Raw genomic sequence first — 16,621 nt, 5'->3', positions numbered from 1 at the left:
ACGGCTATTTACATATATATTACTATTGTTTGCTTCTGCTATAATATCATGCAAGGCGAGTAAAAGCGTGTATATGTTTACGTCGTTTCATGAACCGGCAAATGAAGGGCTCCGTTTGTTGTACAGTTATGATGCCATACATTGGACAGACCTAAACCGAACATTTATAAAACCCGAAGCCGGTGAACCAAAAATTATGCGCGACCCATCCATCGCCCAGGGCCCCGATGGCGTTTACCACCTGGTATGGACAACCGGCTGGAAAGATGATAAGGGAATAGGCTACGCCAGTTCGAAAGATTTGATTCATTGGTCGGCCCAGCAGCATCTTAACGTGATGGAGTACGAGCCGACGGCAGTAAATGCCTGGGCACCGGAGTTGTTTTATGACGACGAGGCCGGCAGGTTTATTATCGTATGGGCATCAACAGTGCCAAATCGCTTTGCAAAAGGGCAGGAGGACGAGAACAATAACCACCGGCTTTACTATACCACTACTGCCGATTTTAAAACTTTTGCACCAACCAAATTATTCCTGGATCCTGGCTTTAGTGTAATTGACGCCGAAATTGTAAAGCGGGGCAAAAACGATTATATCCTGGTAATGAAGGATAATACCCGGCCTAACCGTAATATCCTGGTAGCTTTTAGTAATAATCCCCTGGGGCCTTACAGCAACTATACCAAACGCTTTACCGAAACGTACAGCGAAGGTCCGTCTATGACCAAAACCGGTAAAAACTGGTTTATTTATTACGATTCGTACCGGTTAAAAAGATATGGCGCTATGCGCACAACCGATTTTAAAACCTTTACCGATATAGCCGACAGCATAAATGTGCCTACAGGGCATAAACACGGAACTATATTTAAAGTAACCCAAAAGCAACTGAACTTACTGTTAAAAGATTCGGTAGCTGTTAAAGCTCATCAGCAATGAATAGGACTATCTATATATTACTTTTTACCATTATTGCTTTTTGCGCCAGGGCACAGGATACCGTGCACTACAGCGGCAATACGGTAGTAAATGTCGATTATCACCACGGGCAGTTAAGCCCGGCTATAGGTGTTCACAGCATTCAGATATTCAGGGCCAACCGGGAGCATCCGGAATTGGCCGATGGCTTTGGGTTTACTTATAACCATGCGCCTATGCTGGCGTACTGGAACAATACTTTTTATGTAGAGTACCTGAGCGATAAGGTGGGCGAGAGCGTGCCTCCCGGTCAAACACTGGTAGTCACATCTGCCGACGGGCAAAACTGGTCGAAACCAACATTGGTTTTTCCACCTTACAAAATACCCGATGGCACTACAAAAGAAGGGCATCCCGGTGTGGCAAATAACCTGTATTCGGTAATGCACCAGCGTATGGGTTTTTATACCGCCAAATCAAAACGATTGCTGGTACTTGGCTTTTATGGAATTTGCCTGGATGGGCACGACGATCCCAATGATGGGCAGGGCATAGGGCGTGTGGTGCGCGAGGTTTTACCAAACGGAAAATATGGCCCCATCTACTTTATCCATTACAACCCCAAATGGAACGAAAAAAATACAAGCTATCCCTTTTATAAAACCAGTAAAGATAAAGGTTTTGTGCAGGCCTGCGACGAGCTGATGGCTAACCCATTAATGATGATGCAGTGGGTAGAAGAAACCGATAAAAAAGATCCTTTAATACCGTTGCATAAAGATTATAAGGCTTTCAATTTTTACCACCTGCCCGATGGCCGGGTAGTAGGCTTATGGAAATACGCGCTGACAGCCATCAGTACCGATAATGGTAAAACCTGGCCTGCAAATGCTGCACGTGCGCCACGCTTTGTAAACAGCAATGCCAAAATATGGGGGCAGCGCACATCCGATGGTAAATATGCAACAGTTTATAATCCTTCCGAATTCAGGTGGCCGCTGGCTGTTTCGGTTAGTGATGATGGGCTCAATTATAAAAATCTGTTACTGGTTAACGGCGAAATTTCGGCCATGCGGTATGGCGGCGCTTATAAATCATACGGGCCGCAATATGTGCGCGGGATAGAAGAAGGCAACGGTACACCGCCAGATGATAAGCTGTGGGTAACCTATAGCATGAATAAGGAAGACATCTGGGTATCATCAACACCTGTACCCCTAACCGAAATAGCCGGTGCACATGCCAATGAAGTATTTAATGAGATGCCCGCTGGTAAAGAGCTGGAACGGTGGAACACTTACAGCCCACAATGGGCTCCTGTGGCTATTGAAAAAGCCCCGGACGGCGAAAAAAGCCTTACCCTGAAGGATAGCGACCCTTTTGATTATGCCAAAGCAGAACGGGTGGTGCCTGTATCTAAAAAGTTAATGGCCGATTTTACCATCATCCCCGGGCAAAATAATACCGGAATGTTGGATATAGAGTTCCAGGATGAAAAGGGCAGTGCTGCTATCAGGCTTACGCTCGATTCGGCGGGGCAGTTTAGGACCAAGGCGGGATACCGCGATAAAAACATTATGAAGTATGAGGCAGGCAAGCCTTATCATGTCATCCTGAAACTAAACACCAATACCCGTTTTTATACCATGAATGTAAACGGAAAAGATGTACTGACGGCATTATTTTTTGCCCCGGTATTAAGCGTTAACCGTGTTGTTTTCCGCACAGGCGAGGTACGGCGTTTCCCCGACACGGACACACCAACGGATCAAAACTACGACCTGCCAAAAGCGGGGGAATCTACCAGGTCCGCGGTTTATTACATTAAATCATTTAAAACAGGCAATTATTAAAAATGGGTAGCAGAGCGATATTTTGCTGTTTGATTATGAGTTTTTTCTGTTTTACAGGCAGCATAGCCCAGGTTGTTTTGCCTAAAATATTAGGCAACGGCATGGTATTGCAGCGCAATCAGCCTGTTCCAATTTGGGGTACCGCCGAAGCTGGCGAAAAGGTAACAGTTAAGTTTAACGGCCAAACCAAAACAACTATTGTTGATGATGCCGGTAAATGGATGGTAACGCTTAAACCGATGCCTGCTTCGGCAAATCCATCCACGTTAATCATCACGGGCACCAATACTATAAAGCTTACAGATATCCTGGTAGGTGAGGTGTGGCTGTGTTCGGGCCAGTCGAACATGCAGTATGAAATGCGCAAGAACAGCAAGGTAAAAAAGCCCGATACCAGTACAGCAAATTCACCGGTTGATGAACTGGATAGAGCCCACAATCCACAGATCAGGATCTTTTTGGTCACCCAAAAAAACCTGCAAAAGCCCGATTCTACCCATTCCGGCTGGAGCATCGCAGAGGATTCAGCTTTGCGTGCTTTTTCGGCGGTGGGGTATTTCTTCGCCAAAAACCTGAATCACGATCTGAAAGTACCTGTCGGCATCATTTCAGCGGCAGTAAGCGGCAGCCGCATTGAGCCATGGGCGCCGCAGGAAGCTTTTGATGCTATTCCGTATTTTAAGGCCAATAACATTAAAATTGAGGGCGATCCGGGTAAATTCTACGCCAAAATGATTCAGCCGCTGGCGCCTTTCGCGCTTAAAGGTTTTTTATGGTACCAGGGCGAAAGCAACTGTTACCTGGGCGAAACCATTAGTTACACCTATAAAATGGAGGCGCTCATCAATAACTGGCGTAAAAGCTGGAACAGCAAAAGCCTGCCATTTTACTATGTGCAGATAGCTCCCTTTTATTATTCGCAAGCAAAAGACCAGGTGCTGCATACTGAGTTTACCGAGCCCGAATTAAGAGAAGCCCAAACCATGGCTTTACAGATCCCGCATACAGGTATGATCATCACTACCGATTTAAACGACGACCTTAAAAATATTCACCCCCCATTTAAGTGGGAAGTTGGCCGCAGGCTGGAACTGCAGGCTTTAGCCAATACCTACGGGCAGAAGAAGCTTGTTTTCTGCGGGCCTGTGTATAAGGGAATGAAGATCAGCGGCAGCAAGATCATCCTAAGCTTCAATTATACCGGCAATGGATTGGTTAGCCATGATGGCAAACCACTTGCCGATTTTACGATATGCGGTCAGGATGGAAAGTTTGTGCCGGCGAAGGCTGTGATAAAAGGTATTACGATTGAGGTTTCGGCGGATGGCGTAGATGCTCCTGTAGCTGCGCGTTTTGCCTGGTCGGAATCGGCCCAGCCCAATTTTTATAATAAGAACGGATTACCTGCCACGCCATTCCGAACGGATAACCCGCTAAAATTTACACCTACTACAAACTGATTACCATGAGATTTGCCTGTTTTAAAATATGTACCTATACCCTGTTACTGTTAAGCGGAATAATTGCCCGCGCGCAGGAAACGCAAAAGGTATACTTATCGGGCACGGGCAGCGACCACACCGTTAACTGGCAGTTTTTTTGTACCGAAGGCCGCAATTCGGGCAAATGGACAACCATTCCCGTTCCCTCTAACTGGGAATTACAGGGCTTTGGAAAATATAATTACGGGCTTGCAAAGGATAGTCTGAAAGGGAAGGAAAAAGGTTTATATAAATTCGAGTTTAACGTTCCGGCTGCTTGGCAGGGTAAAAGCATCAATATAGTTTTTGATGGCTCCATGACCGATACTGAAGTAAAATTGAATGGCAGATCTGCAGGGGCAATTCACCAGGGATCGTTCTACCGTTTTAAATATGATATCAGCAGCCTACTTAATTATAGCAAACCCAACCTGCTGGAGGTAACCGTTTCCAAGCAATCGGCCAATGCATCCGTAAATGCGGCTGAAAGAAAAGGCGATTTTTGGGTATTCGGTGGTATTTTCAGGCCGGTGTTTCTGGAGGCTTTCCCCAAAGCTCACATTGAACATTATGCCATTGACGCCAAAGTCGATGGCAAGCTAACTGCCGCGATAAAGTTATCATCAGTTAAAACAGGAACAATAACCGGGCAGGTATACAACCTTAAGGGTCAAAAAGTTGGTGCGATTTTCAAAACGAATGTAAATACCGGCGATACCCTGGTGAATCTCACCGCCAGGGTCGCATCACCGCTGTCGTGGTCGCCGGAGTTTCCTAACCTGTATAATGTGGTATTCACGCTTAATCAGGGTGGTAAGATTGTTCACTCGGTAAAGCAGCGGTTTGGTTTCAGAACTGTGGAGTTGCGCCAGCACGACGGTATTTATGTAAATAACGTAAAGATTAAATTTAAGGGCGTTAACCGCCACTCTTTCTGGCCCACAACCGGCAGGGCCATGAGCAAGAAGCAAAGCATTGATGATATCATGCTCATGAAGGATATGAACATGAATGCCGTGCGCATGTCGCATTACCCGCCCGATGATCATTTTTTGGATGCCTGCGATTCGCTTGGTCTTTTTGTTTTGGATGAGCTTACCGGCTGGCATGGTCATTATGATACGGAAGTAGGTTCTAAGCTGGCGAAGGAAATGATAGCGAAGGATGTAAACCATCCGTCGATAGTTGTCTGGGATAATGGGAATGAGGGTGGCTTTAACTTCGATCTCGACCATTTTTTTGACGACCTGGATATCCAGAAGCGACCGCTCATCCATCCCTGGGCTGTGTTCAGGGGGACAAATACGCAGCATTATATCAACTATGATTATGGTACCGGAACCAATTTACACGGGCACGATGTGGCTTTCCCGACCGAGTTTTTGCATGGCCTTTACGATGGCGGCGCCGGTGCGGGCCTGGACGATTTTTGGGAACTGATGTACCATACGCCGCTCTCGGCCGGTGGGTTTATCTGGGATTTTGCCGATGAAGATGTGGTGCGCACCGATAAAAATAATGAACTTGATTCGGACGGTGATCATGCTGCGGATGGCATTGTGGGGCCGTATCACGAAAAGGAGGGAAGCTATTACACCATCAAGGAAATCTGGTGCCCCGTGCGCCTGGAGCCGCGGGAGATTACCCCTGCATTTAACGGTAACCTGAGACTGGAGAACCGGTATTTGTATACCAATTTAATGCAGTGTACTTTTAGCTATAAGCTGGTTAAGTTTAACGATCCATGGCGGCACCCTCAGCCGCAGGCCACCTCGCAAACCGGACCGATAACTTCACCCAATGTATCACCGGGTCAATACGGCAATTTACAATTTGATTTACCAAAAAACTGGCAGGACTACGAAGTGTTGTATATTACTGCTGTAGATCCGCACAAAAAAGAATTGTTTACCTGGAGTTTTCCCATAAAAATGCCCCATGATTTTGTTGGGCGTATTATACATAAACCCGGGAGTCATAAAATAACCGTTACCGAAACTGATTCGGCTTACAAAGTGGCCAATGGCAATGGCATTCAACTGGAGTTTAACCGTAACTCGGGTGTGTTGAAAAAGGTAAGTAACAGCCGCGGCGAAATTCCATTTAACAATGGACCCGTATTGGCCGAAGGTGGAGAAAAAACAGGCTTTAAAAAGCTAAGCTACCATTATGATGGCGATACCGTAATAGTTGAAGCAGCTTTTGAACCCAAAGCCAATATGGCAAAACTAAAGTGGACCATGTACCCATCCGGTTGGGTAAAGCTGGATGTAAAATACTGGCCCATTGGCGAAGAAGGTAACCTGCTTGGCGTAAGCTTTTCCTATCCCGAAAAGGATGTTAAAGGTGTGCAATACATGGGTAGCGGCCCTTACCGTGTTTGGAAGAACCGGCTGAAAGGTACTTCATTGGGTGTTTGGGAAAAACAGTATAACAATACCATAACCGGTGAGCCAAAAATTGAGTACCCCGAATTTAAGGGATATTATGCCAACCTGTATTGGATGCGGCTAAACGCCAATACCGGCCCAATTACTATTGTTTGTGATAACCGCGATGTATTTATGCGCCTGTTTACCCCCGGTGATCCTAAAAAAGTGTACAACACGGCGCCTGCGTTCCCATCAGGTGATATATCTTTTATGCATGGCATCAGTCCGATTGGTACAAAATCTCAAAAGCCCGATAAATTGGGTGCACAGGGATTCCCCAACAAATACTTTGACTATTACAAGGATATAGATATGGCTTTGCCGTTAACGTTATACTTTGATTTTTCGGGCAAATGAGTAAACGCACACATATCGCCCTGCTGATATTTATACTCTCATCGTATAAGTGCCTGGCTGGTATTGCCACGCAAAACCTGCGCTGCGAAATGCTGTACAATCCGCTGGGTATTGAAACTATTCATCCAAGGTTAAGCTGGCAGATAACAGGAGAGGGACGTAATATTAATCAAACTGCTTACCGGGTATTGGTTGCATCAACCCCCGCTAAACTGGCCGCCAATGTGGGTGATCTTTGGGATTCGCATCGAGTAAATTCGGGCGAATCTATCATGATTAATTATGCTGGTAAGGTATTAATTAGTCGTACAGCCTGTTACTGGAAAGTTAAAGTGTGGACCAATAAAGGCGAAAGCCAATGGAGCCAACCCGCCATGTGGAGCGAAGGTTTGCTAAATACTACCGACTGGAAAGCCCGCTGGATAGGCCATGATGGCGGCTTCCCCTGGGATAGTGTTTCTAAATTCTCCCGCCTGTCGGCACGTTACTACCATAAACAGTTTGATGTAAAGCAAGAAGTAAAAAAAGCAATCATATATATCATTGGGTTAGGTCATTATGAACTTTATATAAATGGTAGCATCATAGGCGACCAGGTGCTTGCCGGGCCGCCTACGGATTATACCCAATCTGTTAAGTACAACACTTTTGACGTTACCAATGCAATAAAAAAAGGTGCAAATGCTGTGGCAACGGTATTGGGCAATGGCAGGTTTTTCACCATGCGCCCCAAATACAAACCAAAAAAAATTAAGGAATTTGGTTTCCCCAAAATGCTGCTGCAGTTAGAGGTGGAGTATACCGATGGTAGCCGGCAATTAATAGTGAGCGATAACAGCTGGAAGTTTACTGCAGATGGCCCCATCCGCACCAATAACGAATACGATGGCGAAGAATACGATGCCACTAAAGAGATGTCCGGATGGAACAACACCGGCTTTGACGACAGCAAATGGCTAAAGGCCGGGCTGGTGGAAGCGCCCGGAGGCAGGGTAGAGGCCCAGGTGAATGAACTCATTAAGGTTATGGATAGGGTGAAGCCAATCAGCATAAACCAACTCAAATCCGGCACCTGGATTATGGATATGGGGCAGAATTTTGCCGGCTGGGTAAAAATGCATGTAAAAGGCAAACGCGGCGATAAAATAACCCTGCGCTATGCCGAAACCCTACAGCCCAATGGTGAACTGTACGTAGCCAACCTGCGCGATGCCAAAGTAACGGATGTTTACACCCTGAAAGGCGGCGAAGATGAAAGCTGGCGCCCGGCATTTGTATACCATGGTTTCAGGTATGTAGAGATCAGCGGTTATCCCGGCAGGCCCGAATTGGCCGATTTTGAAGGAGAGGTAGTTTATGATGCCATGGCTACAACCGGGCATTTTGAAACATCCAACCCGCTCATTAACCAGGTTTATCACAACGCTTACTGGGGTATATTAAGCAATTACAAAGGCATGCCGGTTGATTGCCCGCAGCGTAACGAGCGGATGCCCTGGCTTGGCGACCGCGCGGTTGGCTCCCTTGGCGAAAGCTTTGTATTTGCCAATGGTAACCTGTATGCCAAATGGCTGGATGATATTGCCCAATCGCAAAAGCCGGATGGCGCTATCCCCGATGTTGCCCCGGCCTATTGGAATTATTACAGCGATAACATGACCTGGCCCGGTACATACATCCTGGTGGCCGATATGCTTTACCGCCAGTTTGCCGATAAGGCGCCCATTGAAAAGCATTATGCCTCCATGAAAAAATGGATGGATTATATGCGTGTAAAATACATGAAGGATTACATAGTGACCAAAGATAAATATGGCGACTGGTGCGTGTCACCCGAATCGCCGGAATTGATCCACTCTAAAGACTCTTCCCGCAATACCAACGGGCAGCTCATCGCGACAGCATATTATTATCACCTGTCGGGATTGATGCAAAAGTTTGCCAAACTGCTCCATAAACCTGCCGATGCACAGGCCTTTGCTGTCTTGAAACTAAAGGTAGGCAATGCTTTCAACCAAAAATATCTTGATAAAAAAAGCTTTCGATATGCTAACAATACCGTCACCGCCAATTTGCTGCCATTATATTTTGGCATTACCCCCGCAGCAAGCAGCAAAGCGGTTTTTAAAAACATAGTTGATAAGATTGAGAATGATGCAAACGGCCACATCAGCACCGGGGTTATAGGTACACAATGGCTTATGCGTGGCCTTACCGAATACGGACGGCCCGACCTCGCTTATCGTATAGCATCTAACGATGATTACCCGAGCTGGGGCTACATGGTTAAACATGGCGCCACCACCATGTGGGAGCTATGGAACGGCGATACCGCCAACCCCGCCATGAATTCGCATAACCACATTATGCTGCTTGGCGACCTGGTGGCATGGTTTTACCAGGACCTGGCCGGTATTAAAACTGTTAACGCGGGCTTTAAAGAAATGGTGATGATACCTCCGGTAATAAGTCAGTTGAATACTGTAAATGCTTCATATGAAACGCCATATGGTGTAGTTAAAAGTAGCTGGATAAGCAATAATGGTCGTTTTACCTGGCATATAACCGTACCGCCAAACAGCAAAGCTTTAGTATACATACCGGCAGGTAACGGCAAGGCTGTAACCGAATCGGGGCAGGCAGTGGATACCATAAAAGATATTAAACTGGTAAAAATGGAAGGCGGCCGGGCTATTTTCCGGGTAGGATCCGGCAGTTACAATTTTGAAGTTAAAAGTTAAATCTACCTATCAAATGAGTATAAACATGAAAATATTAAACATCGCGGGTATTGCATTCGCTGCATTGCTCATCACATCAACCCTAAGTAAAGCGCAGGATCAAACAGCGGTAAAGCAAGTCCCATCACCAGAAGCACAGGCTAAAGCTGATGCAGAGATTGATAAAAAAGCAAATGAATGGGTAAGCTCTCTTACCTTGAATGATACTGCGAAAGCTTCACGGGTAAAAACCGTTGTGGCTACGCACCTGAAAGCTATCCGGGATTGGAACAATAGCCACTCGTACGAATCTGTACCTGCCGGGATTGATCCGGCTACCGGCAAACCATTGAGCACTATGGACAGGCAGATCATCATCAATTCATCCCTGCCAAAATCTGTTCACGAAAACCTGATGACCGGTCTGCGCAAAGATCTTAATGAAGAACAGGTTGAAGCGATATTGGATAAATATACCATTGGCAAGGTGGCTTTTACGCTGGCAGGTTATAAAGCCATAGTTACCGATCTGACACCGGTTGAGGAAGCAACCATACTTGCCAATTTAAAGCAGGCCCGCGAGCAGGCGGTTGATTTTAAAAATATTAAACAGATCTCGGCCATTTTTGAGATCTACAAAACCAAAAACGAGCAATACCTCAACAATAATGGCCGTAACTGGCACCAGTTATTTAAAGCTTATGTAGATGCTGTTAAAGCTAAAAAAGCTGCTGATGCTGCAAAGAAAACAGCTCAATAAATATAATAGCCATGTATAAGAAAATCTTGCTGATCATATTAAGTGCCTGCACAATAGCCAGCGAAACATTTGCCCAAACTAACCCCTGGCGCAAAGGCATTGTAAAAGATGAATTTATTTACGATAAAGCGCCTTATCCCGAATGCCATGCAGCCACCATTGCCGAAACACCCAAAGGTTTGGTGGCATCATGGTTTGGCGGAACAAAAGAGCGTAACCCCGATGTATGCATCTGGGTGAGCAGGTTTGTTAAGGGCAAATGGACTGAAGGCATTAATGTGGCCAACGGCATACAGAACGATACTTTACGCTATGCCTGCTGGAACCCTGTACTTTACCAGGTGCCGGGTAGTAAGCTGCTTTTATTTTATAAAATAGGCCCCAGCCCCGCCAAGTGGAAAGGGTATATGAAAACCTCGGACGACGGTGGAATCAGTTGGTCGGCGCAAACTGCTTTGCCGGATGGCTTTTTAGGCCCGATTAAAAACAAGCCGGTTTTGCTGAAGGATGGCACATTACTAAGCCCGGTAAGTACCGAAGGCAAAGCCTGGCAGGTGCATTTTGAAGCCAGCCATGATTTTGGTAAAACCTGGACAATGATAGGCCCTGTAAGTGACGGTAAAGAGCTGAAAGCTATCCAGCCCAGTATCCTGATCTATAAAGATGGCAGGCTGCAGGTACTTTGCCGCAGCCAGAACAGGGCGGTACTCACAGCCTGGTCAAAAGATAAGGGGCAAACCTGGTCGCCGCTCGAAAAAACAACTTTGCCCAACAACAACTCAGGCACCGATGCGGTGACATTAAAGGACGGCAGGCAGCTTTTGGTTTATAATCATGTGTTACCGCCGGGAACACTGGCAAAAGGCGCCCGTACGCCTTTAAACGTGGCTGTATCAAAAGATGGCGTTAACTGGTATGCTGCTGCGATACTTGAAGATTCACCTATCAGTCAATATTCTTATCCATCGGTGATCCAGTCGGCAGATGGACTGGTGCATGTGGTTTATACGTGGCGCAGGCAAAAAATAAAGCATGTGGTGATCGATCCCCAAAAGCTAGATCTAAAAGAAATAAAAGACGGTGTGTGGCCCAAGGTTGATGGGTACACAGCGCCTGTGGCAACAACAGGAGAGACTAAAGATCTTTAAAGGAGAAACGTGATGAAAAAATTAACCGGTATACTTATAGCCTGCTTTACACTGCTGTTTTATACAGCCGGCGCCCAGCAAACCACGGATGGTCTGTACAAAAAATCATTAAAGCAAGTACTTGATGAGATCCAGGATAGGTATCATGTAAAGATTAAATACACCGATGCCCAGGTTCAGGATAAATGGGTAAACTATGCGGAATGGCGTTTCCGGACAGATGTGGATACCACGCTGGCTAATGTGCTTACCCCGCTCGATCTGAAGGTAAATAAAGAAGGCCCCGGCAGGTATAAGCTAAAGGAGTACGAATATTACCGCTGGGCGGTTACTGATGGCTGGAAAGAGTTGGATCGTATTGCATCGCAGTATCATGATAAAGCAAGCTGGGAGCAACGCAAAGCTTTGCTTAAGCCACAACTATATAAGGCTTTGGGGTTATGGCCTTTACCTGCAAAACCTGCCTCAAAACCTATCGTCACCCCAAAAAGAATATTTGATGGTTATACGGTAGAGAACATAGCTATTGAAATTTTACCGGGTTTATACATCAACGGATCGTTATATAAACCATCTAAAATAAAAGGGAGGATCCCGGTAATATTAAGTCCAGACGGGCATTGGGAGCACCAGCGCTACCGTGCCGATTGCCAGTTGCGTTGTGCCACACTGGCCCGCATGGGTGTTATGGCCTACAGCTACGACCTTTTTGCCTGGGGCGAATCGCTGTTGCAGTTTAAGGATGAAGATCATCGCCGCAGCCTTGCGCAAAGCATTCAAATTTTAGGAGCTATCAGGATATTGGATTATGTATCATCATTAAAAGAAACGGACACTGCAAGAATAGGAATCAGCGGCGGGTCCGGCGGTGGCAGCCATACCGTTTTAATGACCGCGCTGGACGACAGGATTAAGTTAAGCGCACCGGTAGTTTCCGTCTCATCCTATTTTTATGGGGGCTGCCCATGCGAAAGCGGGATGCCCGTACATCAGTGCGGAGGCGGAACCGATAATGTAGAGCTTGCCGCTATGGCCGCCCCAAAACCGCAATTGCTGGTATCTGACGGGCAGGACTGGACAGCCAATATGCCCGAACATGATTTTCCTTATCTCAAAAAAATGTATGGTTATTATGGTGCCGAAAATATGGTGGAGAATGTACATCTCCCCAATGAAGGTCACGATTTTGGGCCATCCAAAAGGTTTCCGTTGTACAGGTTCATTGCCAAAAACTTCCACCTCAATATTAAGACGATTGAAGATAAGAGCGGCAATATTGATGAATCAAAAGTAACTATTGAAAAAAAACCGGCCATGTATGTGTTTGGCGATAAAGGCGAAAAACTGCCTGTCGGCGCCATAAAAGGGTTTAATCAACTGCAAAAAGTTTTCGCGGCAGCTATAAACAAATAGAGGATATGAAAAGCAGGTTGATATTGGTTTTGGGTGTTGTACTATTTACAATAGGGGTGGCACAACAGGTTATAGCGCAAACGCCATCGGCTAAGCAGCGGTACAAGGTAGCGGTAGTTGACCTCATGATAATCAAAAGGCAAAAAATTGGTGCGTTCCAACTTGCAAAAGATGTTGGCGCCGATGGGGTTGAGGTAGATATGGGCGGTCTTGGCGATCGCGAGACATTTGATAATCAACTGGCAAAAGATTCGGTACGGGAACTGTTTTTAAATAAAGCTAAAGAGCTGGGCCTGGAAATACCGTCATTGGGAATGACCGGTTTTTTTGCACAATCATTTGCCGAACGGCCCACCGCTGTTAAGGCTGTTGAAGATTGCATTAATACCATGAAGCAAATGAATGTAAAAGTTGGCTTTTTGCCATTGGGTATTAAAGGCGACCTGGTTAAATACCCAAACCTGCGCCCCGCAATAGTTGCCCGCTTAAAGGAAGTAGGTAAAATAGCCGAAAAAGCGGGTGTAGTTATTGGTATTGAAACTTCACTGGATGCCAGGAATGAGTTGCAGCTATTAAAAGATATAGGCTCGCCAGCCATAAAAAGCTATTTCAACTTTCAAAACGCACTTGATAATGGCCGCGACCTGGAAAAGGAATTGCAGATACTGGGCAAGATGAATATTGTAATGATACACTGTACCAATACTGATGGCCAATGGCTGCAGAACGACCCTGAAATAAACATGGAACGGGTAAAGGCAACTTTAGATAAAATGGGCTGGAGCGGCTGGCTGGTGATTGAGCGGTCGAGAGATACTAAAGATGTGCATAATGTTAAATGGAACTTTAGCGCCAATGCCACTTACATAAAATCAATTTTTCAAACATCAAACCAATAATTGTTAATGAACATCTGCCGCATATTTATTGTCGCTTTGCTGCTAATTGTTGCTTTAACAGGCAGCGTTTTAGCGGCAGAAATATGGGTATCGCCAAAAGGATCAGACAAAAATACGGGTACGCAACAGCAACCATTGGCTACGGTAGCCATGGCGCTGAGAAAGGCGCGCGAACTGCGCCGCCTGAAAGATATATCCATAAAAGGAGGCATTCGTATTGTGGTGGAGAAGGGACTTTATCAATTATCCGAACCTTTGTTTATCCGCCCCGAAGATTCGGGTACAGCCGATAGCCCCACTATCATAGAAGGCGCCGAAAAAGGCGAAACCATTTTAAGTGGCGGCATCCATATAAACGGCTGGAAAAAGCAGGAAGGAAATATCCCTGGTTTACCCTTGAATGTTGCCGGAAAATTATGGGTTGCCAACGCGCCCTTAATTGGTGATGAAGTAGTGAATTTCAGGCAATTATGGGTTGATAACACTAAAGCCACCCCGGCAAGGGAAACAGATGCACCATTAATGAGTCGTATTTTATCATGGGATCATCAAAGCCAAACCTGTTGGATTCCTAAACCCGCGGCCTTTGATACCCTGCACATCAAGGGTATGGAAATGTTTATACACCAGTGGTGGGCTATAGCAATACTAAGGGTTAAATCGGCAAAAGTGGCGGGTGATAGCGTAAGGTTATCCTTTTACCAGCCCGAAAGCCGCATCCAATCGGAACATCCCTGGCCAGCGCCCTGGATCTCCAAAAAAACGGGTAACTCTGCCTTTTATCTCAGCAGATCGGTGCAGTTTTTAAACCAGCCCGGTGAGTGGTACCTGGATATGGAGCATCGTAAAATATACTACATACCGCGCCCCGGTGAAGATCTGTCCACAGCCACTGCAACTGTTCCTGTCCTTGAGAATATTGTAAAAATTGAGGGGACGATAGATCACCCCGTAAGTTATTTCAGTTTTAAAAATATTGGTTTTCAGCATAGCAGCTGGCTCCGGTCTTCAAAAGCTGGTTTGGTGCCGCACCAGGATGGTATGTATATGCTGGATGCCTACAAGCTAAAAATACCCGGTACGCCGGATAAAAAAGGGCTGGAAAACCAGGCATGGGTTGGCCGTCCTGCCGCTGCTGTTGAGGTGGCTTACGCCGCCCATACCACTTTTGAAGGCTGCCGTTTTGAGCACCTGGCCTCAACAGGCTTAGATTACCAGCGCGGGACGCATGAGGATGAAATAAAAGGTAACCTGTTTAAAGACATCGGCGGAACAGCCATCCTCGCTGGGGTTTATTCGGATGAGGCGCAGGAAGTTCATTTACCCTATAACCCAACCGATAAACGCGAAATATGTACCAACGACCGCATTGAAAACAACCTGGTAACCGATGCCACCAATGAAGACTGGGGATGCGTGGGTATTGGCGCAGGATATGTAAAAGGCATTACCATAGCCCATAACGAGGTTTGCGATGTAAACTATACCGGCATCAGTATGGGCTGGGGATGGACAAAAAGTATCAACGCCATGAGTGACAACCATATTACAGCCAATAAGATTCACCACTATGCGCGTAATATGTACGATGTGGCAGGTATTTATACCTTATCGGCACAACCAGGTTCAGTGATCAGTAATAACTACGTGGATAGTATTTATAAAGCGCCCTACGCACATGATCCGCAACACTGGTTTTACTTATATACTGACGAGGGTTCATCATACATCACCATTAAAAACAATTGGTGCCCTGCAGAAAAATCTCTGAAAAATGCAAACGGCCCTGGTAATGTATGGGAAAATAATGGCCGGCAGGTGGCAAACGAAATTAAAAAAGCGGCAGGGGTGGAGCCGGCTTATCAATACCTGCTTAAATACAAAACAGTTAACCGGGAGGGCCAGCCCATTAATTATAAGTCGGAATGAGAGCCTTAATTATACACATCAACCGGAAAAGTTTAGGATTAATGATGGTCCTGGTATTGCTGCTTAAAACAGCTGATGCAAGGGTAATTGGCAACCCTTATGCTGCTGTTGAAATTACCGCACCAGTTGGGAAAACTATAGATCACCGGCCCTTATTGAGCCTGATTAAAAAGCAAAACTTGCCATTTTCGTCAATTTATGAGTGGAGTAACCATTTAGTTATTTACGGTAAAAATCTGAATGTAAACAAATTATATAATTTAACTAAAGGATTGTACCCCGGATTGACGATTAGGACATATAGGCATCCCTTTTATGCTTTCAATAAGCAACAATGTTGCGTTAACTCTGTCATAGCGCCCGAATGGGACAACATTATACTAACGGCCAATTTGGTGAAAGATCCCAAACTGCAGCAGGAATATTTAAACTACCATGCTACCCAGTTCCAGAAATGGCCTGAGGTTTCCAAAGGTTTTTGCAACGCCAATTTTCAGCAACTGCTGGTTTTTAAAAATGGACGGCAGTTGATGTTAGTCATCAGTATTCCAAAAGGCGAAAGCCTGGATAAGCTGAATCCCAAAACAACAGAAAACAACCCAAGGGTAAACGAATGGAGTAAGCTGATGAAAAAATACCAGGAAGGCATTCCCGGTACAAAGCCCGGTGAAGTTTGGGTGTTTTTTAAGCCATTAAAAATTCAATAACTC

General features: G+C 45.7%; 11 protein-coding genes. All 11 read left to right on the top strand.

The features are described 5' to 3' along the window. Positions 1-73 precede the first annotated feature (73 nt). Genes PQ469_RS15300 through PQ469_RS15250 form a run of 11 tightly spaced genes read left to right on the top strand, consistent with a single transcriptional unit; the run spans position 74 to position 16,618 of the window. Complete coding sequence (locus PQ469_RS15300) at positions 74-940, top strand: glycoside hydrolase family 43 protein (RefSeq protein ID WP_274213754.1); 867 nt, start codon at positions 74-76, stop codon at positions 938-940. Continuing rightward, complete coding sequence (locus tag PQ469_RS15295) at positions 937-2,772, top strand: sialidase/neuraminidase family protein (RefSeq protein ID WP_274213753.1); 1,836 nt, start codon at positions 937-939, stop codon at positions 2,770-2,772. Before PQ469_RS15300 ends, PQ469_RS15295 begins: the two co-directional genes overlap by 4 nt. A gap of 35 nt (positions 2,773-2,807) precedes the next feature. Beyond that, positions 2,808-4,232 carry a sialate O-acetylesterase gene (locus PQ469_RS15290; protein WP_274213752.1) on the top strand — a complete coding sequence of 475 codons (1,425 nt, stop codon included), beginning with the start codon at positions 2,808-2,810 and terminating at the stop codon, positions 4,230-4,232. A 5-nt stretch (positions 4,233-4,237) separates the two neighbouring features. After that, positions 4,238-7,042: a glycoside hydrolase family 2 protein gene (locus tag PQ469_RS15285; protein WP_274213751.1), complete on the top strand. Its 2,805-nt coding sequence runs from the start codon at positions 4,238-4,240 to the stop codon at positions 7,040-7,042. Then, positions 7,039-9,783, top strand: coding sequence for an alpha-L-rhamnosidase (locus tag PQ469_RS15280; RefSeq protein WP_274213750.1), 2,745 nt, complete (start codon positions 7,039-7,041; stop codon positions 9,781-9,783). Before PQ469_RS15285 ends, PQ469_RS15280 begins: the two co-directional genes overlap by 4 nt. Positions 9,784-9,808: 25 nt before the next feature. Continuing rightward, the gene (locus tag PQ469_RS15275; protein WP_274213749.1) at positions 9,809-10,522 is read left to right on the top strand and encodes a DUF3826 domain-containing protein; all 714 of its coding nucleotides are present in this window, start codon (positions 9,809-9,811) and stop codon (positions 10,520-10,522) included. A gap of 11 nt (positions 10,523-10,533) precedes the next feature. After that, complete coding sequence (locus tag PQ469_RS15270; protein WP_274213748.1) at positions 10,534-11,670, top strand: sialidase family protein; 1,137 nt, start codon at positions 10,534-10,536, stop codon at positions 11,668-11,670. 12 nt (positions 11,671-11,682) lie between these two features. Then, positions 11,683-13,083: an acetylxylan esterase gene (locus PQ469_RS15265; protein WP_274213747.1), complete on the top strand. Its 1,401-nt coding sequence runs from the start codon at positions 11,683-11,685 to the stop codon at positions 13,081-13,083. Positions 13,084-13,088: 5 nt separating this feature from the next. Beyond that, a complete protein-coding gene (locus PQ469_RS15260) occupies positions 13,089-13,982 on the top strand; it encodes a sugar phosphate isomerase/epimerase family protein (RefSeq protein ID WP_274213746.1) in 894 nt (297 codons plus the stop codon). A gap of 6 nt (positions 13,983-13,988) precedes the next feature. Further along, positions 13,989-15,911, top strand: coding sequence for a hypothetical protein (locus PQ469_RS15255; RefSeq protein ID WP_274213745.1), 1,923 nt, complete (start codon positions 13,989-13,991; stop codon positions 15,909-15,911). Further along, positions 15,908-16,618, top strand: coding sequence for an L-rhamnose mutarotase (locus PQ469_RS15250; RefSeq protein ID WP_274213744.1), 711 nt, complete (start codon positions 15,908-15,910; stop codon positions 16,616-16,618). The genes PQ469_RS15255 and PQ469_RS15250 overlap by 4 nt, the downstream gene beginning before the upstream one ends. The last annotated feature ends 3 nt before the right edge of the window (positions 16,619-16,621 follow it).

It is taken from the genome of Mucilaginibacter sp. KACC 22773 (assembly GCF_028736215.1).
Classification (GTDB): domain Bacteria; phylum Bacteroidota; class Bacteroidia; order Sphingobacteriales; family Sphingobacteriaceae; genus Mucilaginibacter.
This window is presented reverse-complemented; position numbering and strand designations above follow the sequence as displayed.

Coding starts and splice junctions, on each gene's coding strand:
- PQ469_RS15300 (WP_274213754.1), top strand. CDS start 74: ATGTTTACGTCGTTTCATGAACCGGCAAATGAAGGGCTCCGTTTGTTG.
- PQ469_RS15295 (WP_274213753.1), top strand. CDS start 937: ATGAATAGGACTATCTATATATTACTTTTTACCATTATTGCTTTTTGC.
- PQ469_RS15290 (WP_274213752.1), top strand. CDS start 2,808: ATGAGTTTTTTCTGTTTTACAGGCAGCATAGCCCAGGTTGTTTTGCCT.
- PQ469_RS15285 (WP_274213751.1), top strand. CDS start 4,238: ATGAGATTTGCCTGTTTTAAAATATGTACCTATACCCTGTTACTGTTA.
- PQ469_RS15280 (WP_274213750.1), top strand. CDS start 7,039: ATGAGTAAACGCACACATATCGCCCTGCTGATATTTATACTCTCATCG.
- PQ469_RS15275 (WP_274213749.1), top strand. CDS start 9,809: ATGAAAATATTAAACATCGCGGGTATTGCATTCGCTGCATTGCTCATC.
- PQ469_RS15270 (WP_274213748.1), top strand. CDS start 10,534: ATGTATAAGAAAATCTTGCTGATCATATTAAGTGCCTGCACAATAGCC.
- PQ469_RS15265 (WP_274213747.1), top strand. CDS start 11,683: ATGAAAAAATTAACCGGTATACTTATAGCCTGCTTTACACTGCTGTTT.
- PQ469_RS15260 (WP_274213746.1), top strand. CDS start 13,089: ATGAAAAGCAGGTTGATATTGGTTTTGGGTGTTGTACTATTTACAATA.
- PQ469_RS15255 (WP_274213745.1), top strand. CDS start 13,989: ATGAACATCTGCCGCATATTTATTGTCGCTTTGCTGCTAATTGTTGCT.
- PQ469_RS15250 (WP_274213744.1), top strand. CDS start 15,908: ATGAGAGCCTTAATTATACACATCAACCGGAAAAGTTTAGGATTAATG.